This window comes from Burkholderia sp. AU32262 (genome assembly GCF_020419985.1).
Classification (GTDB): domain Bacteria; phylum Pseudomonadota; class Gammaproteobacteria; order Burkholderiales; family Burkholderiaceae; genus Burkholderia; species Burkholderia semiarida.
In genome coordinates this window covers 145,370-171,544 of sequence record NZ_JAIZRS010000004.1, presented here as the reverse complement: position 1 = coordinate 171,544, position 26,175 = coordinate 145,370, and the positions used below count along the sequence as shown (strand labels likewise).

At 69.6% G+C, this 26,175-nt stretch carries 23 protein-coding genes; 7 read left to right on the top strand and 16 right to left on the bottom strand.

Annotated elements, in window-relative coordinates:
* Positions 1-11 precede the first annotated feature (11 nt).
* The 9 genes from LGN10_RS06045 to LGN10_RS06005 form a co-directional block, all read right to left on the bottom strand.
* Entirely contained in the window at positions 12-578 is a 567-nt protein-coding gene (locus LGN10_RS06045) for a TetR/AcrR family transcriptional regulator (protein WP_226222263.1), read from the bottom strand.
* Between the two features lie 113 nt (positions 579-691).
* Positions 692-1,558 (bottom strand): MOSC domain-containing protein, encoded by an 867-nt coding sequence (locus tag LGN10_RS06040; protein WP_124859126.1) that lies wholly within the window; start codon positions 1,556-1,558, stop codon positions 692-694.
* Positions 1,559-1,651: 93 nt separating this feature from the next.
* Positions 1,652-2,605 carry an ABC transporter substrate-binding protein gene (locus LGN10_RS06035; RefSeq protein WP_059574565.1) on the bottom strand — a complete coding sequence of 318 codons (954 nt, stop codon included), beginning with the start codon at positions 2,603-2,605 and terminating at the stop codon, positions 1,652-1,654.
* Between the two features lie 32 nt (positions 2,606-2,637).
* Positions 2,638-3,819 (bottom strand): c-type cytochrome, encoded by a 1,182-nt coding sequence (locus LGN10_RS06030; RefSeq protein ID WP_226222261.1) that lies wholly within the window; start codon positions 3,817-3,819, stop codon positions 2,638-2,640.
* Between the two features lie 50 nt (positions 3,820-3,869).
* Entirely contained in the window at positions 3,870-4,691 is an 822-nt protein-coding gene (locus LGN10_RS06025; RefSeq protein ID WP_226222254.1) for an ABC transporter ATP-binding protein, read from the bottom strand.
* Positions 4,685-5,779, bottom strand: coding sequence for an ABC transporter permease (locus LGN10_RS06020; RefSeq protein ID WP_226222252.1), 1,095 nt, complete (start codon positions 5,777-5,779; stop codon positions 4,685-4,687). The genes LGN10_RS06025 and LGN10_RS06020 overlap by 7 nt, the downstream gene beginning before the upstream one ends.
* A 4-nt stretch (positions 5,780-5,783) precedes the next feature.
* Positions 5,784-6,818: an ABC transporter substrate-binding protein gene (locus LGN10_RS06015; RefSeq protein ID WP_226222250.1), complete on the bottom strand. Its 1,035-nt coding sequence runs from the start codon at positions 6,816-6,818 to the stop codon at positions 5,784-5,786.
* A gap of 71 nt (positions 6,819-6,889) precedes the next feature.
* Positions 6,890-7,729, bottom strand: coding sequence for a class II aldolase/adducin family protein (locus tag LGN10_RS06010; protein WP_059574559.1), 840 nt, complete (start codon positions 7,727-7,729; stop codon positions 6,890-6,892).
* A gap of 22 nt (positions 7,730-7,751) precedes the next feature.
* Positions 7,752-8,837 carry an LLM class flavin-dependent oxidoreductase gene (locus tag LGN10_RS06005; RefSeq protein ID WP_060011329.1) on the bottom strand — a complete coding sequence of 362 codons (1,086 nt, stop codon included), beginning with the start codon at positions 8,835-8,837 and terminating at the stop codon, positions 7,752-7,754.
* 260 nt (positions 8,838-9,097) lie between these two features.
* Between LGN10_RS06005 and LGN10_RS06000 the strand changes: the two genes are divergently transcribed.
* The gene (locus LGN10_RS06000) at positions 9,098-10,456 is read left to right on the top strand and encodes an acyl-CoA dehydrogenase family protein (RefSeq protein ID WP_226222247.1); all 1,359 of its coding nucleotides are present in this window, start codon (positions 9,098-9,100) and stop codon (positions 10,454-10,456) included.
* A gap of 88 nt (positions 10,457-10,544) precedes the next feature.
* Here the strand turns inward: LGN10_RS06000 and LGN10_RS05995 are convergent, their stop codons facing one another.
* A complete protein-coding gene (locus LGN10_RS05995) occupies positions 10,545-11,519 on the bottom strand; it encodes a LysR family transcriptional regulator (protein ID WP_185716479.1) in 975 nt (324 codons plus the stop codon).
* A 17-nt stretch (positions 11,520-11,536) separates the two neighbouring features.
* On the opposite strand from LGN10_RS05995, the gene LGN10_RS05990 reads away from it, so the two are divergent.
* Together LGN10_RS05990 and LGN10_RS05985 are read left to right on the top strand one after the other, a co-directional pair.
* Positions 11,537-12,103, top strand: coding sequence for a cysteine dioxygenase (locus tag LGN10_RS05990; protein ID WP_060011336.1), 567 nt, complete (start codon positions 11,537-11,539; stop codon positions 12,101-12,103).
* A gap of 105 nt (positions 12,104-12,208) precedes the next feature.
* Positions 12,209-13,834: a rhodanese-related sulfurtransferase gene (locus LGN10_RS05985; RefSeq protein WP_226222244.1), complete on the top strand. Its 1,626-nt coding sequence runs from the start codon at positions 12,209-12,211 to the stop codon at positions 13,832-13,834.
* Positions 13,835-13,904: 70 nt separating this feature from the next.
* Here LGN10_RS05985 and LGN10_RS05980 read toward each other — a convergent pair whose 3' ends face one another.
* Positions 13,905-15,050, bottom strand: a complete 1,146-nt coding sequence (locus tag LGN10_RS05980; protein ID WP_226222241.1) for a glycerophosphodiester phosphodiesterase — start codon at positions 15,048-15,050, stop codon at positions 13,905-13,907.
* Positions 15,051-15,419: 369 nt separating this feature from the next.
* Between LGN10_RS05980 and LGN10_RS05975 the strand changes: the two genes are divergently transcribed.
* Positions 15,420-16,487: a phytoene/squalene synthase family protein gene (locus LGN10_RS05975; RefSeq protein WP_226222238.1), complete on the top strand. Its 1,068-nt coding sequence runs from the start codon at positions 15,420-15,422 to the stop codon at positions 16,485-16,487.
* A 486-nt stretch (positions 16,488-16,973) separates the two neighbouring features.
* Entirely contained in the window at positions 16,974-18,173 is a 1,200-nt protein-coding gene (locus LGN10_RS05970) for a porin (RefSeq protein WP_059574542.1), read from the top strand.
* 114 nt (positions 18,174-18,287) lie between these two features.
* Here LGN10_RS05970 and LGN10_RS05965 read toward each other — a convergent pair whose 3' ends face one another.
* The 3 genes from LGN10_RS05965 to LGN10_RS05955 form a co-directional block, all read right to left on the bottom strand.
* Positions 18,288-18,707 (bottom strand): cupin domain-containing protein, encoded by a 420-nt coding sequence (locus LGN10_RS05965; RefSeq protein ID WP_226222235.1) that lies wholly within the window; start codon positions 18,705-18,707, stop codon positions 18,288-18,290.
* Positions 18,708-18,717: 10 nt separating this feature from the next.
* Positions 18,718-19,155, bottom strand: coding sequence for a carboxymuconolactone decarboxylase family protein (locus tag LGN10_RS05960; RefSeq protein ID WP_059574538.1), 438 nt, complete (start codon positions 19,153-19,155; stop codon positions 18,718-18,720).
* Between the two features lie 96 nt (positions 19,156-19,251).
* Positions 19,252-20,736: a PLP-dependent aminotransferase family protein gene (locus LGN10_RS05955; protein ID WP_226222233.1), complete on the bottom strand. Its 1,485-nt coding sequence runs from the start codon at positions 20,734-20,736 to the stop codon at positions 19,252-19,254.
* A gap of 165 nt (positions 20,737-20,901) precedes the next feature.
* On the opposite strand from LGN10_RS05955, the gene LGN10_RS05950 reads away from it, so the two are divergent.
* Both LGN10_RS05950 and LGN10_RS05945 read left to right on the top strand, forming a co-directional pair.
* Positions 20,902-21,819: a LysR family transcriptional regulator gene (locus LGN10_RS05950; protein ID WP_226222230.1), complete on the top strand. Its 918-nt coding sequence runs from the start codon at positions 20,902-20,904 to the stop codon at positions 21,817-21,819.
* Between the two features lie 122 nt (positions 21,820-21,941).
* A complete protein-coding gene (locus LGN10_RS05945) occupies positions 21,942-22,691 on the top strand; it encodes an SDR family oxidoreductase (RefSeq protein WP_226222228.1) in 750 nt (249 codons plus the stop codon).
* A 66-nt stretch (positions 22,692-22,757) separates the two neighbouring features.
* Here the strand turns inward: LGN10_RS05945 and LGN10_RS05940 are convergent, their stop codons facing one another.
* Both LGN10_RS05940 and LGN10_RS05935 read right to left on the bottom strand, forming a co-directional pair.
* On the bottom strand, positions 22,758-24,395 hold the full coding sequence (locus tag LGN10_RS05940) for a glycoside hydrolase family 32 protein (RefSeq protein ID WP_226222453.1): 1,638 nt from the start codon (positions 24,393-24,395) through the stop codon (positions 22,758-22,760).
* A gap of 176 nt (positions 24,396-24,571) precedes the next feature.
* Positions 24,572-26,155, bottom strand: coding sequence for a glycoside hydrolase family 68 protein (locus LGN10_RS05935; protein WP_124658108.1), 1,584 nt, complete (start codon positions 26,153-26,155; stop codon positions 24,572-24,574).
* Positions 26,156-26,175 lie beyond the last annotated feature (20 nt).

The following is a 26,175-nucleotide window of genomic DNA, read 5'->3' as shown; positions in this document are numbered from 1 at the left end:
GCCAAAAAAATCTACCGTAGCGCCCGCAGCGTCATGTCGGCCAACGCGCTCAGGCTCGCGTGGTCGGCGGCGCCGCGACCGGCCACGCGGATGCCGGTGATGTTCGCAATCAGGAACTGGGCGGTCGCTTCGGGGACGAGGCTCGCGGCCACGTCGCCTTCGCGCTGCGCATCGCGGACGCGGGCGGCGATTGCGGTGATCAAGCTATGGGCCAGCACCGCATGGATCTCCGCGAGCTCGGGGCGGGACGCGCCGAATTCGTAGACGGAAATCGTGCCAAGGCAGGGTTGGGCGGCCGTTTCGACCACGCGGCGAAGCAATGCGTCGATCCCGTCGATCGCGCGTGCGCCGCTGCGCAGAGCGTCGAAATGCGCAGCGCATTCGCCCATCCCGTAGCGGCGCACGGCCGACAGGCAAAGCTGCCATTTGTCGCCGAACGCCGCATAGAGGCTCTGCCGCCCGATGCCCATCGCGCTGACGAGCATCTGGGCCGAACTGCCCTCGAACCCATGCTCGCTGAAAACGGCGATCGCGCGGTCAAGCGCTGCATCCGTGTCGAATTCCCTTGGTCTTGCCATGCGCGAACTATATCAATTCAGGAACAACCATTCAATAAATGGTGGGTGAAGAGCCGAGACCTGATCTGCCGGGGCATGTGCACGCCTGTCCGGCAGTCGTCCTGGCGGGCCGCTCAATCGCCGAAGCCGATCTCCGCTTCGACCGGCTGCCCGACTTCGAGCCACGCGCCGGCGCCTTCGACGACGATCGCATTGATGCCGAACGTCAGCGCGCCGTCGTAGTTCGGGTTCGCGCGATAGGTCTGCATCGTGTCGGTCGGCTCGTGCGGCCATGCCGGGTCCGGCGTGCCGGTGGCCTGGTCGATCGTCGGCACCGGGCAGCGCGTGCACAGCTTGACGAGCCGCAGCCGCACCGGCGTGTCGCCGCCGGCGTCGAGATGCTCGACGAAATCCTCTTCGTACGCATCGAGATCCGACACGACGATGTTCGGCCGGAAGCGGTTCATCGGGATCGCCGGCGCGCCCTTCGCGGCAAGCCGCGCGTTCAGGTCGTCTAGCGACGACTGGCCGATCACCAGCAGCGGATAACCGTCCGCGAACTGCGTGTGCGTATCGATGTCGCCGGTCCATTTGCGGTTGCAGCCGCGGCGCGCGTCGGGGCCGAAGCGCGCGAGCTTCGTCGGCGCGCCGAGAAATGCGGTGAGCCACGCGGCCGTTTCGGCGCCCGTGTCGATCGCGTCGACGGTGTCGCGCCACACGGTCGCGGCCATCTTCGGCGTCGCGGGCGTCGCGTCGCCGTCGAGCGGCGTGCGGATCTCCGGCATGCCCGGCGCGTTCAGCACGAGCGCATCGCGCTCGAGCGTCGGGCGGATCAGCGCGAGGCGCGGGTGCGTGCGTTGCGTGAGCATCTGCCCGTGCGGATCGGTGATCAGCCAGTGACGGTCGTATGCGAGGCCCGTTTCGAGCAGTTGCGCGCGCGACAGCGCGATGCCGGCGCAGGATTTGATCGGGTAGACGAAGAGTTCGGCGATGGCTGGCATGACGTGACGCTGGCTGGAGGCGGGATGATCGAATCGCGATTGTGCCAGATCATGCGTGAGCCGTTCGGGCGGTCGTGCGCCGCCACGCGTTCCTCAGGCGAGCGGGAAGCCGGTGTCGAAGGTCGTGCGCACGTCGAGCGGCTGGCGCAGCAACCCGGCCTTCAGGTAGAAGTCGGCCGTGCGCTGCTGTTCGGCGATCACCGCTGCGTCGATCGGCTGCCAGCGCGTGCCGCGGCGCTCGAACTGCAGCTTCGCGGCGGCCGGTGGAATGCCGATGATGCGTGCGAGCGCCGCCGAATACGCGTCGACGTGCCGGTACGACCAGGCCTGCGCGCGCACGACGCGCCGCAGGAAATCGTGCAGCACGTCGCGCTTCGATGCGATCGCCGCGTCGGTCGCCGCGAGATAGCTGAGGCCCGACCACAGCCCGCGGCCATTGACCAGCACGCGCGCGCGGCCACTCGTTTCGGCGAGGGCGGTATAGGGCTCCCAGGTCGCCCACGCGTCGATCGAACCGGTGGCGAGCGCCAGCATCGTGTCGGCCGGCGGCAGGAAGCGGAACGACACGGCATCGGGCGGCAGGCCGGCCGCATCGAGCGCCTTCAGCGTGACGAAATGGCCGATCGAGCCGCGCGTCGTGCCGATGCGCTTGCCTTTCAGGTCGGCCGCGCCTTTCAGCGCGGCGTCGGGTTGCACGAGCACGGCCGTGCCGTATGGATCGGAACGGTTCGCGCCGATCACCTTGATGCGGGCGCCCGAGGCGAGCGCGAAGATCACCGGCGCGTCGCCGATCGGCCCGCAGTCGACGGCGGCCGCGTTCAGCGCTTCCGCGAGCGGCGCGGCGGCCGGGAATTCGGTCCACGCGATGTCGTACGCGAGCCCGTTCAGTTCGCCGGCCGCTTCGAGCAGCGCGCGCAGCCCGCCTTTCTGATCGCCGGCGCGCAGCAGCGGGCGGACGCCCGACTGCGCGCGCACGGCGGCCGGCGCGGCGGCGATCGTGGCAAGGGCGCTCGCCTGCGCGAGGAAATGGCGTCGGGTCGGATTCATCGTGAAGTTCGGTTCAAGAAAGGTTCAGGGATTCAATGCGGAAGCCCGGCCTGTACGTCGCGCACGGGTTCCTGGTCGACGCGCAGCAGCAGCGCGGTCAGTGCGTCGCCGCTCGTGGCGCGCGCGGCCGGGCGGGCCACCGCGTCCGAGCGGCACAGCAGGTCGGCATCCGACCAGCCGGCGCCACCCGGCAATGCGCGCGCCCGCAGCCAGCCGCGCCGATCGGCGAGCAGTTGCGTGCCGCCGAGCGCATCGGGCGCGACGCCGGCGATCGTCGCGAACGCGCGCCACGCATCGGCGGTCGTCGCGACGCAGTTCGCACGCGGGCCGGCTGACGGCGGCACGGGCACGCCGCGTTCGGTGACGAGCAAGGTTTGCCAGCGCGCGTCTTCCTGCGGTGGTGTCGCGCCGGCCGCGAGCGCGACGACGCGCACGCGCTGGCCTTCGCGCCAGCGCTCGAGCGCCTGGGGCGCGGCGTCGCCGCACCGCACGTCGAGCGCCGGCAGCGGGACGGGCACCGGCCACGCGCCTTCCGCCTGTGCGCTGCTGCCGGCGGCCAGCGCTTTCAGGTAATCGAGCACGGCCCATGTGTCCTGCGGGCCGAGCGTCGCCGCGAAGCCGGGCATCGTCGACGCACCGTGCTCGTCCCGCGTGCCGTGGCGCACGCGCCAGAACAGTTCGCCGTCGAGCCGACGCGCGAGCAGCGCGCCGGCGAAGGTCGGCGGCCAGTGCGCGAGCGTGGCCGCGAGCGGACCTTCCCCGCGTCCGTCCGCGCCGTGGCAGGCCGCGCAATGTTGCGCATACAGGTGCGCACCGCGCATCACGTTCGACACGGAAAACGGCGTGGGGTCGCGCTGGAAGCTCGTCGGCACGGCGGGCGCGAGCCACAGCGAAGCGGGCGGCCACGGCGCGAACCACGCGACGGCCAGCGCGGCGATGGCCGTCGCGACACGCCACTTGCGCGAAGCCAGCGCGGCGCAGGCGAGTCCGACGGCCAGCGCCGTCAACGTACACGCGAACGCGAGTTGCCGCGTGAGCCCCGCGTCGATGCGCAGCGTTTCAAGCGCGATGCGGTGTGCCCACGGCCACGCGGCCTGGCCGTCGGCGTCGCCGGTCAGGCCGATCGCGTGCAACCCATGCGCCAACGCGATTTGTGCGCGATACAGCAGTTGCAGGAACGCGATGGCCCAGTCGGCGAACGGCGGCGCGTTCATCGCGCGCGCCTCCGGCGGACCGCATTCGAACGTCGAACGGCACGCGGCATCTACCAGCTCGCATCGAGCCCGAGATGCCGCAGCGCGTCGTGGCGCAATTCGGCGAGGCGCGGGTCGCCGCGATGGCGCGGGTAGGGCAGGTCGACGCGCAGTTCGGCGACGATCCGTGCCGGGCGCGGCCCGAACACGATCACGCGCTGCGCGAGAAACAGCGCTTCTTCCACGTCGTGCGTGACGAGCAGCGCGGAGAAGCCGTCGCGTTGCCACAGCGCGGTCAGCTCGGCCTGCATCGTGAGCCGCGTCAGCGAATCGAGCTTGCCGAGCGGTTCGTCGAGAATCAGCAGGCGCGGGTCGTTGACGAGCGCGCGGGCGAGCGCGACGCGCTGCGCCATCCCGCCGGACAACTGATGCGGAAACACGTTCGCGAAGTCCTCCAGCCCGACGCGCGCGAGGGCATCGTCGACGCGATGCTGCGCGGTACGCGCCACGCCGCGCGCTTCGAGGCCGAGCGCGACGTTCGCGCGCACGCGCCGCCACGGGTACAGCGTCGGGTCCTGGAACACGACGATGCGCGACGGATCGGGGCGCTCGATCGGCACGCCGTCCTGCGCGATTCGGCCTTGCTTGGCGGCGTCGAGCCCCGCGACGAGGCGCAGCAGCGTCGATTTCCCGCAGCCGCTCGGGCCGAGCAGCGCGACGAATTCGCCGGCCGCGACCGACAGCGACACGTCGTCGAGCACCGGCAGCGCGCCGTCGGGGCCGTCGAACGCATGGCTCACGCGGCGGATGTCGATGCGTGCGCCGCGCGGCGGCGCGACGGCGGGCGCCGCAGCAGTGGCGGCGGACGGTTCGAGTACGGCGGCGCTTACCATTTGACGGTTCCTTTCTGCCAGGCGAGCACGCGGTCGCGCACCGCGAACAGCAGCGCGATCAACCCGGAAAACAGCAGCGCCATCACGATCAGCGCCGCATACATGTTCACGTACGACGCCCAGCCCTGCGCCCAGCTCAAATACCAGCCGAGCCCCGACTTGACGCCCATCATCTCGGCGACGACCAGCACCGTGAACGACGCGCTCAGCCCCATGAAGATGCCGACGAATACGTGCGGCAGCGCGGCCGGAATCGCGACGCGCAGCACGAGGAAGCGCGCGTTCGCGCCGAGCGTGCGCGCGACGTCGTAGTACTGCTTGTTCACGCTCGCGACGCCCGACCACGTCAGCACGGCGACCGGGAAGCCGGTTGCAAGCGCGATCAGGAACGCGGCGGCCGAATAGCTCGACGGGAAGAAGTAGAACGTGAGCGGCAGCAGCGCGGTGGCCGGCACGGGCCCGAGCACGCGCAGCACCGGATGCACCCAGTAGCCGATCCGGCGCGACCAGCCGATCGACACGCCCACCGCGAAGCCGACCGTGACGCCGTACGCGAACCCGAGCGCGAGCAGTTTCAGCGTGTTGCCGGCGCTGCCGGCGAGGCGCGGCCAGTCGTCGACGTAGACCTCGATCAGCGCCTGCGGCGGCGCGAAGAACGGCGTCGGCAGCCAGCCGGTTTTGGCGGTGACGATTTCCCACGCGGCGAGCACGAGCGGCAGCGCGACGAGCCACGGGCCGGCCGGGCGAACGCGTGCGAGCCGCGTGCGGGTCGCGGGAACGCGATGGCCGAGCGTCGCGGCGACGAGCAGCAGCGCGGCGATCGTCCACGCGGCCGTGCCGAACGTGTCGGTGTACGCCCAGTCGCTGAAGCCGACGATCCGGTTCGGCCACTGGTGCGTCAGCGCGCCGAGGGCGGCCCACGCGAATGCGGCGGCGATGCCGGTCGGCCAGGTGCGCGCGCGCCGGGCTTCCGCGGCCAGCGTGGCGTCGCAGGTCGTGCAGGCCGCTCGCGCGGAAGTTGCAGCGTTGGCGGCGCCGGCCGGAGCCGATGCGGCGCGTGCGGCGGACGCATGTTCGATCGTCGACATCGCGTTACCCCAGTACGTTCGCATAGACCTGCTGCGCGAAGCGCTGCGGGTCCGTGCTCTTCTTCAGCACGCTGATGCGGCGGAAGTCGTCCGCATAGAACGCGATTTCCTGCTGCAGGTCGACGTTGGTCGGATGGTGCGTGTAGGTGAGCGTCGCGTACAGCTTGCGCAGATCCTCGGGGCTGATCTTCGGCGAATACTTCGCGAACACCTTCGCGGCTTCGTTCGGGTTGTCGTGCGTGTACTCGGTGGCCTGCACGATCGAGCGCGCGAGCGCGGCGGCCGCCGGCCGGTCGTTGCGCACGAGGTCGCCGCGCGCGCCGATCACGCAGCACACCTTGCGCGCGTATTCGCCGGACAGGTTGGTCGCGAGTTCGGTATACGCGCCGTTGCTGCGCTTTTCGAGCAGGTAGAGGTTCGGGTCGCCGTCGGCGATCGCGTGGATCTCGCCCTTGTCGACCGCGACGCCGAGCAGGTCGGCCGGATACTGACGCCACGTGATGTCGCGCTCCGGGTCGACACCGTTCTTCGCGAGCAGGATCGAGAAGAAGTGCTTGCCGGGCGCGGCCAGATCGCTGACGCCGACCGTCTTGCCCTTCAGCGCCTGCAGCGTCGTGACGCCGGCCGCCTTCGCGCCGAGCAGCCGCACGCAGCCGCCGTGCGAGCTGCCGATGATTTTCACGTCGAAGCCGGCTTCGAGCGGCTTCAGCCAGCGGTGGATCATCCCGACCGCCGCGTCGGCCTTGCCGGTCGCGATCGATTCGAGCAGTTGATCGGTCGAGCCGCTGTAGTTGATCAGCTCGACCTGCAGCCCGTTCTTCTCGAAGAAGCCGCGCTCCTGCGCGACGACGATCGGCGTCAGGCAGAACGCGTTCTGGTTCCACGCGAACGTGAGCTTCTTCAGCGGCGGCGCGGACCACGCGTGGCGGCCGAGCGTGATCGCCGGCACGGCGAGCGCGGCGGCGCCGGCCGCGCGCAGCAGCCGGCGGCGTTGGTCGTCGTGCGCGTCGTGGGGCGCGGGTGCGGTGGTTTGGGTCATGGTCTGGTCTCCGGTGTGGCGCAAGGGCGGCTTAGGCACGTTCGCAAGCCCGTCAATAGCGTGAACAGGCCCTAATCGAGCAGGTCGGGTTCGTCGGCGACGACGCGCGCGAACAGGCTGTCGAACGCATGCAGCGCACCGTCGGGGCCGCCGATCTGGCCGTGCGTATGGCGCGCGGTGGCGTGATCGATCGGCCGCGGCGTGCCGGCCGCTTCGGCCAGCAACTGCGTGTGCGCGACGTTGTCGAGCGCGATGTACCACCACGCGGCGGCCTCGACCGTCGGGCCGGCCGTCAGGATCCCGTGGTTCTTCAGGATCACGCCCTTGTGCGTGGTGCCGTCCGGCTTCGCGAGCGCATCGGCGATCCGCGCGCCTTCGCTGGTGTCGACGACCATCCCGGTGAAATCGTCGAACAGCGCGTGATCCTCGTAGAACACGCACGCGTCCTGCGTGAGCGGATCGAGCGGGCGGCCGAGCGTCGACCATGCCTTGCCGTAGGTCGAATGCGTGTGCGCGGCGGCGACCACGTGCGGATGGGCTTCGTGGATCGCCGCATGGATCGCGAACGCGGCCTTGTTCAGCGGCCGCTGGCCGATCGCGGTTTCGCCGCGTGCGTTGACGAGCAGCAGGTCGGAGACCTTGATCTGCGAGAAATGCACGCCGAGCGGGTTCACCCAGAAATGATCGGGCAGCTCCGGATCGCGCGCGGTGATGTGGCCCGCGAGGCCCGCCGCGAAGCCGAAGCGCGCGAACAGGCGGAACGCGGCCGCGAGCCGCTCCTGCCGGTGGCGACGCTCGGCGGCGACGTCGATGCGCGGCGCGGGCGGATCGAACCAGAAGTGCTGGCGCGGGGTGTCGGCGAGCACGAGGCCCGATGCGGTACGGTGGGGCGAGGACAGGACGGCGGACATGATCGCGTATGGCTCCGTTGGCTCAGGCGGCGCGGCGTGCCGCGTCGCGTGCGGCGACGGCGCCGCGCACACGCGGAATCAGTTCACGGCCGTAGTCGATCGCGTCTTCCAGCGGGTCGAAGCCGCGGATCAGGAACGTCGTCACGCCGAGGTCGTAGTAGTCGAGCAGCGCGTCGGCGACCTGTTCGGGCGTGCCGACGAGCGCCGTCGAGTTCGAGCGCGCGCCCGTGAGCTTCGCGATCTCGGTCCACAGCCGCTTGTCGACGCGTGAGCCGCGCTCGGCCGCGGCGAGCAGGCGGCGTGCGCCTTCGCTCTGCTGCGGGCCGCCGGCGCCGAGCCCGGCCGCTTCGCGCAGCCGGCGCGTTTCGTCGAGGATGCGGTGCGCACGCGCCCACGCTTCGTCCTCGGTCGCCGCGAGGATCGGGCGGAAGGATACGGAGAAGCGCACCTGGCGGCCGTGTTTCGCGGCTTCGGCGCGCACGCGCGTCGTCAGGTCGCGCACCTGGTCGAGCGATTCGCCCCACAGCGCGTACACGTCCGCGTGCTTGCCGGCCACCGCGAGCGCGGCTTCCGACGCGCCGCCGAAGTAGATCGGCACGTGCGGCTGCTGGAACGGCTTCACTTCCGAGAAACCCTGCTTGAACCGGTAATGCGCGCCGTCGTGATCGAACGGCTGCGCTTCCGTCCAGATTCGCCGCAGGATGCCCAGGTATTCGTCGGTGCGTGCATAGCGCGCGTCGTGATCGAGGAAATCGCCGTCGCGCTGCTGCTCGCTGTCCGAGCCGCCGGAGATGAAGTGCACGGCGAGCCGGCCGCGGCTGAACTGGTCGAGCGTCGCGATCTGCCGCGCGGCGAGCGTCGGCGCGGTGAAGCCGGGGCGATGCGCGAGCATGAAATGGATGCGCTCGGTCGCGGCCGCCGCGAACGCGATCGTCAGCGTCGCCGACGGGCCGGTCGAGTGATGCGGCACGAGAATCCGGTCGAAACCGGCCGTTTCGTGGGCGCGAGCAAAGTCGCGCACATAGTCGGGATCGACCACGGGGCCGGACGCCGGGTGGATTTCCGACTGCTTCTGGCTCTGGATCATGCCGATGAATTCGACGCTCATCTGGGTCTCCGGTGCAGGGATGTCCCGGCGCACGGCCGGGCAGGAATGGAGCGCAGGTTAACGCCGGGATCATGCGGAATGGAAATAATCAATCCCGATTTGAATATCAGATTTGCATGGTTTGGGGCCGTATGCGTTGCGCATACGCTGTGGGCTCGTGAATGATCGGGCGCGCGTTGGCGCTGTTTTCGCCTGCTGTTTTCGCCCGCCGTTTTCGTCGTTCCGCCGCCGTGTTCGACCTACCCAGGGAATCCGTTTCGATGTCCGCCAGCCTTGCCGTTTCCTCGCCGCCACCGCAACCCTCGCTGCGCCTGCTGCCCGCGGACGCCGCCAAGCCCGCCCACGCCGACGCCATCGACGAGACGGACGACGCGCGCCTCGCCGCGCTGCTTGAGCGTCTCACTCCCGAACTCGCCGCCGATGCGGCCCGCAACGACGTCGAGGCCCGCTTTCCGCACGAGAACTTCGCGCGACTGCATCGTGCCGGGCTGATCGCGCAGGTCGTGCCGCGCGAGCATGGCGGCGCCGGGGCGACGCTGGCGCGGGCGAGCCGGATCGTCGCGGCCGTCGCGCGGGCCGATCCGGCAACCGCGCTGGTGCTGACGATGACGTATCTGCAGCACCGCGCGCTCGGCCGCGCCGACAACCGCTGGCCCACGCAGGTGCGGCGCGCGGTGTTCGACAGCGCGGTCGCGCACGGCGCGCTGATCAACGCGCTGCGCGTCGAGCCGGCGCTCGGCTCGCCGTCGCGCGGCGGGCTGCCGGCGACCCTCGCGCGGCGCGATGGCGACGGCTGGCGGCTGTCGGGCCACAAGCTCTACAGCACCGGGATTCCGGCGCTGCGCTGGCTGGCCGTGTGGGCGCGCACCGACGAACCGGCGCCGCGCGTCGGCGTGTTTCTCGTGCCGCGCGACCCCGCGGCGGACGGCGATCGCATCCGCGTGATCGAAAGCTGGAATCACCTCGGCCTGCGCGCGTCCGGCAGCCACGAAGTCGTGTTCGACGACGTGCCGCTGCCGGCCGACCATGCAGTCGACGTGCGCGCGCCGGACGCATGGGCCGTATCGGCCGCCACTCATGCGGATGCCGACGCGCAGGCGGACCAGCAGGCGTGGATGGTCGTGCTGCTCGGCAGCCTGTACGACGCGGTGGCGCGTGCGTCGCGCGACTGGCTCGTCGAATTCGCGACGACGCGTGCGCCGAGCGGGCTCGGCGCGCCGCTCGCGACGCTGCCGCGCGTGCAGGAGGCGGTCGGAGAAATCGAAGGCTGGCTGCACGCGAACCGTGTGCTGCTCGACGATCACATCGCGCGCACCGACGCCGACAACGCGCCGTCGGTGACGACCAGCGGCCTCGTCAAGCGCACCGTGACCGAGCACGCGATCCGGACGGTCGAGCAGGCGCTGAAGCTGTCGGGCAATCACGGGCTGAGCCGCGGCAATCCGCTCGAGCGCCACTATCGCGACGTGCTGTGCAGCCGCGTGCATACACCGCAGGACGATGCGATCGCGGTGGCGGCGGGGCGGGCGGTGCTCGACGCGGCGACGCGCGGGCAGACGAATGCAGGGGCGGACGCGACGTCACGCAACGGGATCGAACGCGGTCGACGCGATGCGTGAGCCGGGTCAGGTTGCCGCGCACGGCAACGGCGCGGCGCGACGCAGGCGCCGCGCGGCTACCGAGGCTACCGCGGCCACCGAGGCTACGTTACGCGGCCTTGTCGTGCGATTGCTCGGGCAGCGCGAACGCCGTGCGCGCACGCGCAGCGACGGCCGCGAGCGGCGCGTCGAGGCGCGCGGCATCGTGCCGGCGCAGCAGCCACAGATCGATCTGCGGCTTGAAATCGGCGAGCGGCACGATATCGAGCGCGTCGCGCAGCGGGCTGCCTTCGACGAGCGGCAGCGGCATCAGCCCGAGGCCGAAGCCGTTGGCGACGCTCTGCAGTTGCAGGTCGCGGCCGTACGCATCGAGCGTGACCGGCATCGGCAGGCCCTGCGCGTCGAGCGCGCGCCGCAGGCCCGCACGAAAGCCGCAGCCGTCCGGGTTGAGCACCCAGCCGCGCGCGTGGCAATCGGCGAGCCGGTAGCTGCGGCGGGGCCAGTCGCCCTTGCGGCCGACCGCGACGAGCCGCGTGGCCAGCAAGCGTTCACCCTCGACCTGCGCCGGCAGCACCATCTCGCGCGCGAGGAAGACCAGCGCCGCATCGAGTTCGCGGCGGGCGATGCGGTCGACGAGCAGGCCGCCCCATGCGGTCGTGACCTGCGTCGCGAGCGCGGGCCACTGCGCGGCGAGATCCGCGATCAGCGCGGGCAGCATCAGTTCGCCGAGGCCCTGCGTGAGCCCGATCCTGAATTCACCGGCGGGCGGCTGCTGGCCGGCCGTCAGTTCGCGCAGCGCGTCGACCTCGCGCAGGATCGCGCGACACTGCTCGAACACCTGCCGGCCGATGTCGGTCGGGCGCGGCGGCTTCGTGTTGCGGTCGAGCAGCGTCACGCCGAGCGTTTCCTCGAGATTCTGGACGCGCCGCGTGATCGCGGGCTGCGTCATCCCGAGCTCGGCCGCGGCCTGGCTCAGGGTCTGGCAGCGGACGACCGCTGCAAAAGCGTCGATATCGCTAATTTTCATGTTTGTTCTGCATGGTCTTTCGGGTGCATCATGACGATCCATCATATTCGGCATCATATTCGAGGAGACGGCCGATGAGTACGCTTTCGTTGCAACAGACGCCGCTGCGTCCGTTCGTCGATGGTCTGGATGCGCTGCTCGCGTCCGGCGCGAACGAGGCGCGCATTCTCGACGAGGGCGGCGCGCTGCTCGCCGCGCTCGTCGAGCACGACGACTGGTTGCCCGACGCATTCGCGCAGCCCGATCCCGAGCGTTACCGGCAGTACCTGCTGCATCTGGACCCGGACGAGCGCTTCTCGGTCGTCAGCTTCGTGTGGGGGCCGGGCCAGGCGACACCGATCCACGATCACACGGTGTGGGGGCTGATCGGGATGCTGCGCGGCGGCGAGTTCTCGCAGCCGTACCGGTTCGACGCGGCCGGCAGGCCGGTGCCCGCGGGCGACGCCGTGCGGTTGCGGCCGGGCGAGGTCGAGGCCGTGTCGCCGCGCATCGGCGACGTTCACCGCGTGACCAACGCATTTGCCGACCGCGTATCGATCAGCATCCACGTGTACGGCGCGAACATCGGCAAGGTCGAGCGCGCGGTTTACCTGGACGACGGTACCGTGAAGCCGTTCGTGTCGGGCTATTCGAATGCCTGACGCAACGCCCGCTCGCGCGGCCCGTGGCGGGCGCGCGGCGGCAGGGCCACGATCGAGCCGTTCCGTTTTCTTCACCGACTTCAACGTATTCAACCCAGAGACATCGTGACGCACTCCGCAGATTCCCTTTCCCGTTTCCCCGTCGCGTCGTACCAGGACGTACGCGCGCGCCTGCTTGCCCGCGACGAGATCGCGCTGATCGACGTACGCGAGGAAGATCCGTACGCGCAGGGCCATCCGCTGTGGGCCGCCAATTTTCCGTTGTCGAAGCTCGAACTCGACGCGTGGACGCGGATTCCGCGCCGCGACACGCCGATCGTCGTGTTCGGCGAAGCGGGCGGCGAGGATCTCGCGCCGCGCGCGGCCGCGACGCTCGTGCGGCTCGGCTACACCGACGTGCGGCTGCTCGACGGCGGCCTCGCGGGCTGGGTCGCCGCGGGCGGCGAACTGTTCATCGACGTGAACGTGCCGAGCAAGTCGTTCGGCGAATGGGTCGAGGCCGAGCGCCATACGCCGTCGCTGTCCGCGCAGGAGGTGCAGGCGCTGATCGACGCGAAAGCCGATGTCGTGATCGTCGACGTGCGCCGCTTCGACGAATACCAGACGATGAACATCCCGACGTCGACCAGCGTGCCGGGCGCGGAACTCGTGCTGCGCGTGCGCGCGCTCGCGCCGGACCCGCGCACGCAGGTGATCGTCAACTGCGCGGGCCGCACGCGCAGCATCATCGGCACGCAGTCGCTCGTCAACGCGGGGCTGCCGAACCCGGTCGCCGCGCTGCGCAACGGCACGATCGGCTGGACGCTGGCCGGCCAGACGCTCGAGCGCGGCGCCGCACGGCGCTTTCCGGACGAGATCGACGCGACGCAGCGCGCCGAAGCGCGTCGGGCCGCCCGCGCGGTGGCCGAGCGCGCCGGCGTGCCGCGCATCGCGCTGGCCGACGTCGCCGCGCTCGCCGAACCGGGCCGCACGCTGTACCGCTTCGACGTGCGCACGCCGGAGGAATACGAAGCCGGCCACCTGCCGGGCTTCCTGAGCACGCCGGGCGGCCAGCTCGTGCAGGAGACCGACCATCATGCGGCCGTGCGCGGCGCGCGGATCGTGCTGGCCGACGACGACGGCGTGCGCGCGGACATGACCGCGTCGTGGCTCGCGCAGATGGGCTGGGACGTGCGCGTGGTCGAGCCGGCCGGCGCCGCGGCATTCGTCGAGCGCGGCCAGCCGCCGCGCGACGTACCCGCGACGCCGCCCGCGGCCGACGTGTCGCCCGCGACGCTCGCCGGCTGGCTGAAGGAGGCCGCGCCCGGCGAGCTTGCGATCGTCGACGTGACGGCCAGCGCGAACTACGTGAAGCGTCATGTGCCGGGCGCGTGGTTTGCCGTGCGTGCGCAGTTGCGCGACGCGCTGGCCGCGATTCCGCCCGCGAAGCGCTACGTGTTCACGTGCGGATCGAGCCTGCTCGCGCGGTTCGCGGCGGATGACGCCCGCGCGCTGCTGCCGGCGTCGGCCGAGATCCGCGTGCTGACCGGCGGCACGGCCGCGTGGATCGACGCCGGGCTGCCGCTGGAGAGCGGCGAGACCCGTCTTGCGTCGCCGCGCATCGACCGCTATCGGCGCCCGTACGAAGGCACCGACAACGCGGCCGCGGCGATGCAGGCGTATCTCGACTGGGAATACGGGCTGGTCGACCAGTTGAAGCGGGACGGCACGCACCACTTCAACGTGATCTGACCGACGCGGTGCAACCGGGCGCGGCACCTCGTGCGCGGCGCCCGGTCGCGATACGGGTCGGCGCTTCGTGTCAGCGCTTGAACGTATCGACGGCCGTGCGGCCGACGGCCGGATCGTCGGTGAAGAAGCCGTCGATGCCCGCGCGCAGGTACGCCTGGATCTCGCGCACCGAGCCGCCCGTGTTGCGCGTGGCCGGCGTGCCGCCGTCCTTCAGCGATGCGGGCAGGAAGTTGTTTTCCGGGCGGAACGTGTACGGATGCACGACGAGGCCGGCCTCGTGCGCGTAGCGCACGAACGGCGTCGGCTGCTGCAGCGTGCCGTCCGCGGCGACCGCGATGATCGACGTCTTGTACGGGCCGACGCCGTTCGCATAGGTCGCGATCTCGCGCATGCCGTCGCGCGTCGACAGGTCGCCGTAGGTGCGCGTGTCGTTCGCCTTCACGAAGTCGTACGGGCGCTGACCGGCTTCGTCCATCAGCTGCACGAGCTGCCAGTTCGGCTGGCTCGACTTGATCCGGTTGCGGATCGCTTTCAGGTTCGCGACTTCGAACGACTGGATGTAGACGGTCGCCGTGCGCGACGTGTATGAATCCTTCAGCAGCGCGTCGACGAGACGGTCCTCGAGCGGCAGGCCGATCGACTGGAAGTAGGTCGGATGCTTGGTTTCCGGGTACGGATGGATCGTGCGGCCTGTCTGCGCGGACATCTGCTTCGCGAGCGCGACGATCTCGTCGAACGTCGGAATCTCGAACTGGTCGTTATAGGCCGTATTCGCGGGGCGCACCTGCGGAATGCGCTCGCGCGCCCGCAGCGTCTTCAGCTCCGCGAGCGTGAAATCCTCGGTGAACCAGCCGGTCAACTGCGCGCCGTCGATCGTCTTGGTCGCCTTGCGGCCGGCGAACTGCGGCAGCGCCGATACGTTCGTCGTGCCCGAGATCTCGTTCTCGTGGCGCGCGACGAGCACGCCGTCGCGCGTCGACACGAGGTCGGGCTCGATCACGTCCGCGCCGTCCTCGATCGCCTTGCGATACGACGCGAGCGTGTGTTCGGGGCGCAGCGCGCTCGCGCCGCGATGGCCGACCACCTGGACCTTCGCGGAGATCGGCTGCGTGGGATCGCGCGTCAGGGCGTCGTCGCCGCCGCACGCGGCGAGCAGGAGCGCGGCGGCGCAGGCGAACGGGGCATAGCGCAGGGAGGTCGGGCGCTTGAGGAGCATGTCGTTGAACCTTCGAAACGGAGTCGGAAAGGGCGCTCGAGTCGGCGGCCCGGCGAGAAGCCGGGCAGAACGGAATCGAACGGTGCGCGATCGTCGCATCGAATAATTACATATGTATTACTTCGACCTTCCGTTCTGTTTTGAAGGGGCGACGCGCGCGGCAGCGCGAGCGACGGCAGCCTTGCGCGCATCGCATTCCGGCCGTCACAGCGAACCCGCGCGCCGGATGCACTAAACTTGCGGGAATTTTGCATCGCCGCACCGGGGCCGACGCCCGCCGCGCGCGACGATGCGGCGACTCGCGGGCCGGCGCGGGCGCCCGGCGCCCGTGTGCGTTCGGGGCCCGCACCGGCCGATCTTTCCCGACTCATGACGACCCATACCGATCCCGCCTATCTGCTCGGCGACCTGCTGAAGAACGTATCCCGCTCCTTCTACCTGACGCTGCGCGTGCTGCCCGACGGCATGCGCGACCCGGTCGGCCTTGCGTATCTGCTTGCACGCGCGGCGGATACGATCGCCGACACGGCGCTCGTCGCGCCCGACCGGCGCGCGGCGCTGCTGACCGACCTGCGCGACGACATCGAGCGTCTCGGCGACGGCGCGGCGCTGTCGCGTTCGCTCGAGGACGTGACGCGGATGCAGACCGATTCGCACGAACACCTGCTGCTCGGCTCGATGGAGCCGATGCTCGCGCTGCTGCGCGCGCAGCCGGAGGTCGATCGCGCGTCGATCCGCAAGGTCGTCGCGACGCTCACCGCGGGGATGGAATTCGACCTGCGCACGTTTCCGGACGAGCGGTCGGGGCAGGTCGCATCGCTGCCCACGCGGGGCGAACTCGACCGCTACACGTACCTCGTCGCCGGCTGCGTCGGCGAATTCTGGACCGACATGACGGGCGCGCACACGCGCGCCGCGCGCGGCTGGGATCTGCCGGACATGCGCGAGAAGGGCATTCGTTTCGGCAAGGCGCTGCAGATGACGAACATCCTGCGCGATTGCGCGAAGGACCTGCGCATCGGCCGCTGCTACCTGCCCGACGACGTGCTGCGCGCGCACGGGCTCGTCGTGGCCGACCTGATGCGGCCCGATGCGTCGGCGCGCGCACGCGGCGTGCTGGTCGACCTGCTGCGCGGCGCGCTCGACCAGTATCGCGACGCATGCCTGTATACGCTCGCGATCCCGCGCCGTTTCGTGCGGCTTCGGCTCGCCTGCCTGTGGCCGATCATGATCGGCCTCGAAACGCTCGAACTGCTGGCCGGCCACGCTGCGTGGCTCGACCCGGCGCAGCCGGCCAAGGTGCCGAGAAAGCGCGTCTACCGGATCATGGCGGCGTCGCTCGCGCTGGTCGGTTCGAACACGGCGATCCGCGCGCGCCTGAGCGCGCTCGCCGACGCCGTGACCGCGCGGCTCGCGCGCCCCGCGTCGCAGCACTGAAGCGCGTCGGTGCGACCGGCACCGACGTCGCGTCCCGGCCCGCGCTCGCCGGGCCGTTCCCGTCCGATCTCCCGTGCCCCGTGCACGGACAAAAACGTTTTCATGATTTCGTGTCCCGAAATGTGGGTGTCACGAACGTCGGCGATCCTGCGCGGCGGCGTGAATCGCGGCGTCAGCTTCGATCGCGCATTTGTAAGATGTTTTGTTGCCGAAGGCGTCTGACGACATCGGACGGTCGCGTTGCACCCGTAAAAATGTAAAGCTAGGGTTTTCACCGGCAAATGCCGGAAAGGCCCGCCGCACAAGCATTTCGAGCTGTTATGTAACCGTTTGGTGAACGCCCGCGTTGCGTCGATCATACGATGACCGACTGCACATGTTGGGAAACAATTGGTAATCCGTCAGAATCGCGTCGGCATGTACTCGCACATGTGTCGGTCATAAAACCACACCAGAAAAGAAACATTCTTTGAGGACGGAGAATCAATGAAAAAGCGCGTCGCTTTCGCCATGACGGCAGTGGGTCTCGCAGCCGCTACCGCCGCCCACGCCCAGAGCAGCGTGACCCTGTACGGTATCGTCGACAACGGCCTGGCATACCAGAACAACGCGGCCCCGTCGACGGGTGCGACGACCGGCGGTCACTCGAAGGTATCGATGTCCACCGGCGTATGGGCAGGCAGCCGCTTCGGCCTGAAGGGCAGCGAAGATCTCGGCGGCGGCACGAAGGCGATCTTCCAGTTGGAAGCAGGCGTGAACTCGGCGACCGGCGCGTCGCAATGGGCAGGCGGTATCTTCACCCGCCAGGCATGGGTCGGTATGACGAACCAGGCGTACGGTACGCTGACGGCCGGCCGTCAGTACACGGCGTACTACACGCTGCTGTCGCCGTACAGCCCGACGACGTGGCTGACGGGCGCATACGGCGCGCACCCGGGTGATATCGATTCGCTGGATACCAGCTACCGCGCGAACAACTCGCTCGTCTACATGTCGCCGAAGTTCTACGGCTTCACGGTCGGCGGTTCGTACTCGTTCGGCGGCGTGCCGGGCAGCGTCAACCGCGGCTCGACGTGGAGCGCGGCGGTCCAGTACCTGAACGGCCCGGCAGGCATCGCGGTCGGCTATCAGAAGGTCAACAACTCGACGCTCGGCGGCGGCGTGTGGGGCGACAACTCGACGGTCACGAGCGGCGGCCAGCCGGCGGTGTCGGCGCTCAATGCCGGTTATCAGACGGCGCAATCGCAGCAGCGCATCGGCGTGACGGCCGGTTACCAGTTCACGCCGGCGTGGGATGTGTCGGCGTCGTACACGAACGTCAAGTACACGCCGGGCGTCGGCTCGGTGTTCCGCAACAGCGCGATCTTCAACACGGCCGGCGCCGTGCTGCACTGGAAGGCAGCGGCTCAGTGGGACTTCGCGGTCGGCTACTCGTACACGGCGGCGACGCAGTCGAACGGCATCACGAGCGCGGCCAAGTACCATCAGGTCACGCTGTCGCAGTACTACAGCCTGTCGAAGCGCACGGGCCTGTACGCACTCGAGGCTTACCAGCACGCGTCGGGCAATACGCTGAGCAAGACTGGCACCATCCAGGCAGCAACGACGCAGATCGGCGACGGCGTGGCGGCAGGTTCGAAGCAGAACCAGATCGCTGTCGGCGTCGGCATGATCCACCGCTTCTAAACGTCGCGCGGCGCGCGAGCGCCGCTCACGGCATGCGGTATGAAAAAACCGGCTTTCGAGCCGGTTTTTTCGTTTACGTCGCGAGCATTCGCCCGATTCGTCCGATTCTCCGGATCACTGATCGATCGGCGATTTCAGCGGCTGATGCTCGCCCGTCAGCCCGAACACGACCAGTTGCGCGGGCTCGGTCGCGCTCGCGTTGCGCGATACCTGATAGCGCGAGCCGGGCGGCTCGTACCAGCCTTCGCCGGCGCGATAGCGGCGCAGCGGGCCGCCGTTCACCTGCGACAGCACTTCGCCTTTCGACACGACCGCGAACACCGAGCCGAGATGCCGGTGCGCGTCGGACGCCTGACCGGGCGCATAGTCGACCGTCGCGACGACGACGAGCTTGCCGGGCGCTTCGGGCACGGCCTGCTGCATGATCGCGTGGACGCTGTCGCCGGCGTCGTGCGCGTGGGCGGCGGCCGGCAGTGCCGCCGCGAGCACGAGCCCGATGCACGGCGCGATGCGATGGAGCGGGGAGCGAATCATCGTCGCCGGCTTACTCGGGCATCTTGCGGAACGCGATCGCGAAGCGGTTCCACGAGTTGATCGTCGCGATCAGCATCGACAGGTCGAACAGCTCCTCGTCGGTGAAATGCGGCTTCACGGCTTCCCAGACGGCGTCGGGCACGTGGTTGCCGGCCACCAGCGTCAGCGCCTCGGTCCATTCCAGCGCCGCGCGTTCGCGCTCAGTGAAGAACGGCGTTTCACGCCACGTGACGACGGTCGCGAGACGGCGGTCGGTTTCGCCGCCCTTGCGTGCGTCGCTCGTATGCATGTCGACGCAGAACGCGCAGCCGTTGATCTGCGACGCACGCAGACGGACGAGTTCGGCGAGCGGCTTCTCGATCGAGCACTTCGCGAGGAATTCCTCGGCGTTGCGCATCACCTTGATCGCATTCGGGCTGGCGGCATAGAAGTTCAGGCGCGGTTGCATGGCAGGTCCTTTTCGGTTGGGTAGCGCCGGGGTGGCGCGACAGGACCCACTTTAGGACGCGTACTGGCCTGCTTGAATAGCCAATTCCGTGGAAATTCAGGTAACCAGTGACGGCCCGCCCGCGATGCCGGCTTCCAGCAGCCGGGCCAGCTTCGCGAGCGCCGTGTCGATGCGCAGCGCGTCGATTCCGCCATAGCCGAACAGCAGCCCGGCGCGCACCGGCACGCCCGCGTGGAACGCGGAGATTCCGTACAGGCCGATGTCCTGCGCCCGCGCCGCGCGGACCAGCGCCGCTTCGTCGTGCCCCGGCTTCAGGTGCGCGGCGAGATGGATGCCGGCGGTCGGCACGATCGCGTCGAACCACGGCGCGAGTTCGCCGCGCAGGTGCGCGATCAGCACCTTGCGCCGCGCGTCGTAGTGCTTCTGCACGCGTTTCAGGTGCCGCGCGAAATCGCCATCGTGCATGAAGCGCGCGAGCGCCGCCTGCGTCAGCGTGCACGTGTGCCAGTCGACGATCTGCTTCGCCTTGGCCAGCGCGCCGCGCAGCGCGCGCGGCGGAATCGCGTAGCCGATCCGCAGCTCGGGAAAGATCGTCTTCGAGAACGTGCCGACGTACGCGACGAGGCCCGTGCGGTCGAGGCTCTTCAGCGATTCGACCGGGCGGCCTTCGAAGCGGAATTCGCCATCGTAGTCGTCCTCGATGATCACCGCGCGGCGGCGCTGCGCCCATTCGAGCAGCGCGACGCGGCGGTCGAGCGTCATCGGCATGCCGAGCGGGAACTGGTGCGACGGCGTTACGTAGACGAGCCGTGCATCGTCCGGCAGCCGTTCCGTGACGAGGCCGTGCGCGTCCACCGGCACGCCGGTCACCGTCGCACCGAGCGACGCGAACGCGGCGCGCGCGGGCGGATAGCCGGGATCCTCGACCGCGACGACGTCGCCCGGCCGCACGACCACGCGCGCGATCAGGTCGAGCGCCTGTTGCGCGCCTTGCGTGACGAGCACGTCGTCCCAGCTGCATGCGACCGCGCGGCTGAATCCGACGTAGCGCGCGATCGCGCCGCGCAACTGCGGGTCGCCGGCCGGATCGTGGTACTGGCCGGGGCCGCGCGCCTGCTGGCGCAGCGCGTGATGCAGGCAGCGCCGCCATGCGTCGAACGGGAACAGCGTCTTGTCGGTCACGCCGCCGCGAAAGTCGAAGCCGGGCGAATCATGCGGCGCAGGCATCGCGAGCGCGTCTGGCAGGTCGTTCCACAGCGCGCGCGCATCGACCGCGTCGATGCGCGGCATCTCGTCGACGATCGACGGCGCCGACGCGGCCGCGGCGTGCGGCACGCGCGCGAGGCCGTCCGCAACGAACGTGCCGTCGCCGGCGCGCGTATTCAGGTAACCCTCGGCCACCAGGCGCTCGAACGCGTCGAGCGTCGTCTTGCGCGACACGCCGAGCTGTTTCGCGAGGTCGCGCGTCGACGGCAGCCGCGCGCCGGCTTCGAGACGCCCGTCGACGATCGCGGTGCGCAGTTGCCGGAAGATTTGCCCCGTCAGGTCGTGACGGCCTTCGATGCGGATCGCGATGTCCATCGCAGTGGTTACCTCGATTCGTGTCATTTCGCCTTGGCCAGCATACCGGAAGTCGAGCGCGCCGGCGGCGGTTCGTGGCTCGCGGCCGCAGCCGCCATCGCGCGATTGGACCGCCGTGCGCTGCTGCCTTACGATCCACGACAAACCTCACCGCGGAGCGACCTCATGCTGTCCGAAGACGAACTGGCGCTGCTCGACGCGATCCGCGCCACCGGCAGCCTGTCGCGTGCCGCCGCGCGGCTCGGCAAGGCGCCGTCGACGGTGTCGCACGCGGCGCGCCAGCTCGAAACGCGCTTCGACGCGCTGCTGTTCGACCGGCGCGGCTACCGGCTGCAGCTCACGCCGGCCGGACAATTGCTGGCCGACGAGGCGGCGCGGCTCGCGCTCGACGTCGCCCGGCTGACGCAGCGCGTGCGGCAGGTCGCGAGCGGCTGGGAGGACCGGCTGTGGATCGTCAGCGACGAGGTGCTGGAGTTCGATACGCTCGTGCCGGTCGTCCGCGCCTTCGATGCGCTCGATTCGGGCGTGTCGCTGCGTTTCACGCACGAGGTGCTCGGCGGGACCTGGGAAGCGTTGCGCGACGGCCGCGCGGATCTGATCGTCGGCGCGACCAACGAGCCGCCGGCCATTCCAGGCCTCAAGTGGTTCGAACTCGGCGCGATGGAGTGGGTGTTCGCGGTGTCGCCGCGCCATCCGCTGGCGTCCGCGCGCGGCCCGCTGACGCGCGACGCGATCGGTGCGCACCGCTCGGTCGTCGTCGCCGATTCGTCGCGGCGCGCGGCCGGCCGCGCGTATGGCCTGCTCGGCGGGCAGGCCGTGCTCGCGGTGCCGTCGATGCGCGCGAAGATCCTCGCGCAGCGCGATGCGCTCGGCGTCGGCTGGGTGCCGCGCCGGCGCGTCGCGTCGCTGCTCGCGCGCGGCGAACTGGTCGAGAAGCAGACGGCCGATCCGCGCGAGCCGAATCTGTTGTACGTCGCGTGGCACGGCGATCGCGACGGCCGCGCACTGCAATGGTGGCTGGAGCAATTGCGCGAGCCGAGACTCGCACGGCGGCTGCTCGACGGGATCGACGTGGTCGGCTGAACGCGCCCGCGCGAACATGTTCGACGTTTTCGAACATGTTCGTCGCGCCCGTCGTACGGCAAGGCCGGGCGCCGCGCGCATCCTGTGTTCACGGTCAACTCACCGGTTCACAGGAGAACATCATGCAACGCTTCGAAGGAAAGACGGTCCTCGTCACGGGCGGCAACAGCGGCATCGGCCTGGCGGCCGCCCGGGCATTCGCGTCCGAAGGCGCGCGGGTCGTCATCACCGGGCGCGACGCCCAGACGCTGGAAGCCGCCCGCCAAACGCTCGGCGAAGGGGCGCTCGCGATTCGCAACGAAGCCGGCAGCGTCGCGTCGGCCCGCGCGCTGGCCGATGCGCTCGCCGCCGCCGGCGTGCGGCTCGACGCCGTATTCGTCAACGCGGGCGTCGCGAAACTCGCGCCGTTCGCCGACAGCGACGAAGCGATGTGGGATCTCGTGTTCAACACCAACGTGAAGGGCGCGTATTTCCAGATCCAGTCGCTCGTGCCGCTGTTGAACCGCGGCGCCTCGATCGTGATCAACGGCTCGATCAACGCGCATGTCGGGATGCCCGGCTCGTCGGTGTACGCGGCGAGCAAGGCGGCCGTCAATTCGTTCGCGAAGACGTTGTCGACGGAACTGCTGCCGCACGGCGTGCGCGTGAACGTGGTGAGCCCCGGGCCCGTGCAGACGCCGCTGTACGGCAAGCTCGGGCTCGATGCGGCGGCGCTCGACGAGACGGCCGAGAAAATCAAGGGCCTCGTGCCGATCGGCCGCTTCGGCACGCCGGATGAAATCGCGTCGACGGTGCTGCACCTGAGCGCGCCGGAATCTGCGTTCATCGTCGGTGCGGAAATCATCGCGTCGGGCGGGATGGGGTTGCTCTGACGAGCCAGACGGGCGGGGACCGTCGCCGGCGATGCGATGCCGGACGCGCGGCCCCGTCACCCGCACCTATCGGGACGCGCAGGCGCCACGCGTATCGTCGCCGGCTTTCAGTTGCGTCACCGTCAATCCCGAGAACGTCGCGCGGCCGTGCTCGGCGAACACGGCCACGCGGTCCGCCTCGAGCGGCGGAAAGATCAGGTCGGTCAGCGCCACGCGGCCGCCGTTCGCGAATACTTCGACCGACCCGCGATCGACGACGATTTCGAGCCGCAGTTGCCCGTGCTCGAGCGGCAGATCGACGATGTGCTCGCGGCTGAACGTGCCGGCGAAATTCGTGTCGCCGGATTGCGACCGGTCGAGCGTCAGCGTGCGCTTCGTCGTGTCGTACACGATCCGCGTGCCGGTCGAGCCGTCGGCCGAGCGCCGGACGATCAGGCCCGCGCGCGCCGCATGCCGAGGCGAGATCGTCACCGTGATGCGCTGGACGACGCCGCGCGTCGCGGCCGACAGCACCCGCGTCGCGGAGTCGACCGTGACGTCGCCTTCGTGCACGGCGGGGCGGCCGTCGGCCCATGCGTCGAAGGCGGCGGCTGGCGCGACGACGAGGGTCGGCTCGCCGCCGATCGTCTTCAGCGACAGCTCGCGCGGCAGCGTGGTCGCGCCGCGCCACGGGGCGGTCGGCGCTTTCGCCGCGTAATCCCAGTTGCTCATCCATGCGATCGCGACCGGCCGGGCGCCGGGCGCGCCGGAGAACGTGCCGGCCGCATAAAAATCGGCGCCGTGATCGACCCAGCGGAATTGGGCGGGATCCGAGCCGGCCGGCGCGACGCGGTCGGGCACGAACGTGCGGCCGTCGAAGTTGCCGACGAAATACATCGCGCCGGAACCGCCGGCGATCGACCACGGGTTGACGTTGACGATCATCACCCACTTGATCCGTTTCGGATCGTCGTCGAGCGGCAGCGGTACGAGATCCGGCATTTCCCACAGCGCGCCCGCATGCGGCACGTCGGGCAGCGTGAAGTCGCTCAGGAACGACCAGTGGATCAGGTCGTCGGAACGATAGAGCTTCACGACGTGCGCGTCGGCGACGACCGTCGTCATCAACCAGTAGCCGCCCGGCGCATACCACGACACTTTCGGATCACGAAATTGCTTCGATTCCGGATCGAGCGTCAGCACCGGATTGTGCGCATACGGCTGCCAGGTCGCGCCCCGATCGAGGCTGTACGCGAGCGACTGCGCCTGTATGCCGGGGGCGTGACCCGAGCCGGGCTTGTAGACGCTCGTGTAAAGCGCGACGAGCGGCGCGTGGCCCGGTGTGCCGAGGCCGGACGTATTCAGCGTATCGGCGACGATCGAGCCCGAGAAGATTTCCTCGGTGGCGTTCGCGCGCATCGCGACCGGCTGCTCGCGCCAGTGGACGAGATCGGTGCTGGTCGCATGGCCCCACGACATGTTGCCCCAGTCGTTGCCGAGCGGGTTGTACTGATAGAACAGGTGATAGCGGCCGTTCTCGTACACGAGCCCGTTGGGATCGTTCATCCAGTTGCGCTGCGGCGTGTAGTGGAGGGCCGGGCGCCATTGCGGCGTGCCGTTTTCGGCCGGCGCGCCGCAGGGTGCGGCGGCGGCCCGCGAGCAGGCGGCCGCGGCAAGCAGCAGCGCGGCGAAACGGACGGAAAGGCCGGAAGGGCCGAACAACATTGATCTCATGCGTGATCCGGTGCTCCGTCGGGCGAAGCGGGAAAGGAGGGCGAATGCCGCTGCAACGACGGCATGCGCAATGGAGGAAAGAAAAAAGAGGAGGCGCACACGCGACACGCGCGATACGCGCCTCCTGAACCTCGTGCCTTTATCGACGACGGTTATTGTTGGTTATCCTAATTGGCCTGGGCGTTGCCGTCGTTGTGGCCGGCCCCCGTCGCGGGCAGGTTCGCCGGGATGTCGCCGTAGCCGCCGAGGCCGCCGCGTCCATACGCGCGGTCGACCGACGTCGACGTGCCGTTGATGTTCACCTTCACCGTCGGTGCGAGCGTGCCGCCGCGGCGCGGGCCGATCGCATCGATGAACGACTCGACGAGCCCGCCCGGCATCACGTAGTGCGAATACGACTGGAATTCGCGCGGGTTCTGGTTCGGGTCCTGCGAATACGGCGCGCCGGCCGGGGCCGAGAAGTCGGTCGGGTTGCCGAGCACGAGGCCGCTGCCGCCGTTCAGCGGCAGGAAGTCGCTGCGGATGCCGTTGCCGACGAAGCCGTACACGCCGTCCGGGCCGTCGACGCCGGCCGCCATCGTCGTGCGGTGGCTGATCGTGAACAGGTAGTATTTGCCGTCCTTCAGATAGATCTGCGGGCGCTCGGTCTGGTCGTCGACGCAGTTCGCCGACAGGATCGGCGGCAGGAACTTCCACTCGGTCAGTTGCGGGTTCGTCGCGACCGCGAGGCCGACGTTGGCCTTTTGATACACTGCGCCCGAATTCATCACCGCGTTGAGGTCTTCGCGGTTCGGATCGTTCGGCGCGTAGCCGAGATCGGCCTCGGTGCAGGTGCGTGCGCCGCGCGGGCCGCCGGTGTTGCCTTCGAACACCATGTAGGTCTTGCCCGGATGCGCTGGGTCGGTGAACACGAACGGATCGCGGAACGAGAAGTAGGTGTTCTGCTGGCCGGTCTGGTAGTACTTGCCGTCCGGTTCCAGCAGCGGCTTGTGATCGCCGAAGCCGGTGAACCACACGTGCTTGTCGTCGGCGTGGATGTTGCCGTCGGCGCGCGTGATGATCGCCTGCGGCGGCGTGATGTCGGCGCCGCCGGGCGCCGAGCGGTTGAACGACGTCGCGGTGTAGTACAGGCTGACGTTGCTGCCGTGCGTGAGGCGCGCGGAGCCCGACCATTCGGCGTTGTTGGTCATCGGCGCGGTGCCGAATACCTTGGCGCTCGCGCCGTCCGGGAACAGGTGGCCGCCCCAGGTCCAGCCGCCGTTCGCGGGGCGTTGCGACGCGGGGATGCCCGCGCGGCGATAGAAGAAGCCGATGCGGGCGTGCACGTGCCGGTCGTCGAACGTGTAGCCCGCGTGCGGATCGGCGGTGAGCGAGAAGATCACCTCCCAGCCCTTGTAGCTGAGCTGGTTCGCGCGCAGGTCGGCCAGCGGCCACGTGTCCCACACCCACACGTTCGAGTTGATCAGCGGGAAGTCCTGCGGGATGTCCGGCATCGTCAGTGCTTGCGGCAGCGAGTTCTTGTCGGCACCGGCGGTGTGCGATTGCGCGACGATCTGGCGGATGTCCGCTCGCGTCCAGCGCATCGTGAAGTTGCCTTCGGGATCGTAGGCTTGCTGCGTGTGGGGCGTGGGCAGGGGCGCGCCCGTGCCGCCGGACTGCGCGTGCGCGACGGACGCGAAGGCGGCGAGTGCGCCGCCAGCGAGCAGCAAACGTTTGGCCGCGGTCGGGCGGAAAAGGGGAAAGTATGTCATCTCGTCGTTGTTTCCTGGAA

Coding starts and splice junctions, on each gene's coding strand:
- LGN10_RS06045 (WP_226222263.1), bottom strand. CDS start 578: ATGGCAAGACCAAGGGAATTCGACACGGATGCAGCGCTTGACCGCGCG.
- LGN10_RS06040 (WP_124859126.1), bottom strand. CDS start 1,558: ATGCCAGCCATCGCCGAACTCTTCGTCTACCCGATCAAATCCTGCGCC.
- LGN10_RS06035 (WP_059574565.1), bottom strand. CDS start 2,605: ATGAATCCGACCCGACGCCATTTCCTCGCGCAGGCGAGCGCCCTTGCC.
- LGN10_RS06030 (WP_226222261.1), bottom strand. CDS start 3,819: ATGAACGCGCCGCCGTTCGCCGACTGGGCCATCGCGTTCCTGCAACTG.
- LGN10_RS06025 (WP_226222254.1), bottom strand. CDS start 4,691: ATGGTAAGCGCCGCCGTACTCGAACCGTCCGCCGCCACTGCTGCGGCG.
- LGN10_RS06020 (WP_226222252.1), bottom strand. CDS start 5,779: ATGTCGACGATCGAACATGCGTCCGCCGCACGCGCCGCATCGGCTCCG.
- LGN10_RS06015 (WP_226222250.1), bottom strand. CDS start 6,818: ATGACCCAAACCACCGCACCCGCGCCCCACGACGCGCACGACGACCAA.
- LGN10_RS06010 (WP_059574559.1), bottom strand. CDS start 7,729: ATGTCCGCCGTCCTGTCCTCGCCCCACCGTACCGCATCGGGCCTCGTG.
- LGN10_RS06005 (WP_060011329.1), bottom strand. CDS start 8,837: ATGAGCGTCGAATTCATCGGCATGATCCAGAGCCAGAAGCAGTCGGAA.
- LGN10_RS06000 (WP_226222247.1), top strand. CDS start 9,098: ATGTCCGCCAGCCTTGCCGTTTCCTCGCCGCCACCGCAACCCTCGCTG.
- LGN10_RS05995 (WP_185716479.1), bottom strand. CDS start 11,519: ATGATGCCGAATATGATGGATCGTCATGATGCACCCGAAAGACCATGC.
- LGN10_RS05990 (WP_060011336.1), top strand. CDS start 11,537: ATGAGTACGCTTTCGTTGCAACAGACGCCGCTGCGTCCGTTCGTCGAT.
- LGN10_RS05980 (WP_226222241.1), bottom strand. CDS start 15,050: ATGCTCCTCAAGCGCCCGACCTCCCTGCGCTATGCCCCGTTCGCCTGC.
- LGN10_RS05975 (WP_226222238.1), top strand. CDS start 15,420: ATGACGACCCATACCGATCCCGCCTATCTGCTCGGCGACCTGCTGAAG.
- LGN10_RS05970 (WP_059574542.1), top strand. CDS start 16,974: ATGAAAAAGCGCGTCGCTTTCGCCATGACGGCAGTGGGTCTCGCAGCC.
- LGN10_RS05965 (WP_226222235.1), bottom strand. CDS start 18,707: ATGATTCGCTCCCCGCTCCATCGCATCGCGCCGTGCATCGGGCTCGTG.
- LGN10_RS05960 (WP_059574538.1), bottom strand. CDS start 19,155: ATGCAACCGCGCCTGAACTTCTATGCCGCCAGCCCGAATGCGATCAAG.
- LGN10_RS05955 (WP_226222233.1), bottom strand. CDS start 20,736: ATGGACATCGCGATCCGCATCGAAGGCCGTCACGACCTGACGGGGCAA.
- LGN10_RS05950 (WP_226222230.1), top strand. CDS start 20,902: ATGCTGTCCGAAGACGAACTGGCGCTGCTCGACGCGATCCGCGCCACC.
- LGN10_RS05945 (WP_226222228.1), top strand. CDS start 21,942: ATGCAACGCTTCGAAGGAAAGACGGTCCTCGTCACGGGCGGCAACAGC.
- LGN10_RS05940 (WP_226222453.1), bottom strand. CDS start 24,395: ATGTTGTTCGGCCCTTCCGGCCTTTCCGTCCGTTTCGCCGCGCTGCTG.
- LGN10_RS05935 (WP_124658108.1), bottom strand. CDS start 26,155: ATGACATACTTTCCCCTTTTCCGCCCGACCGCGGCCAAACGTTTGCTG.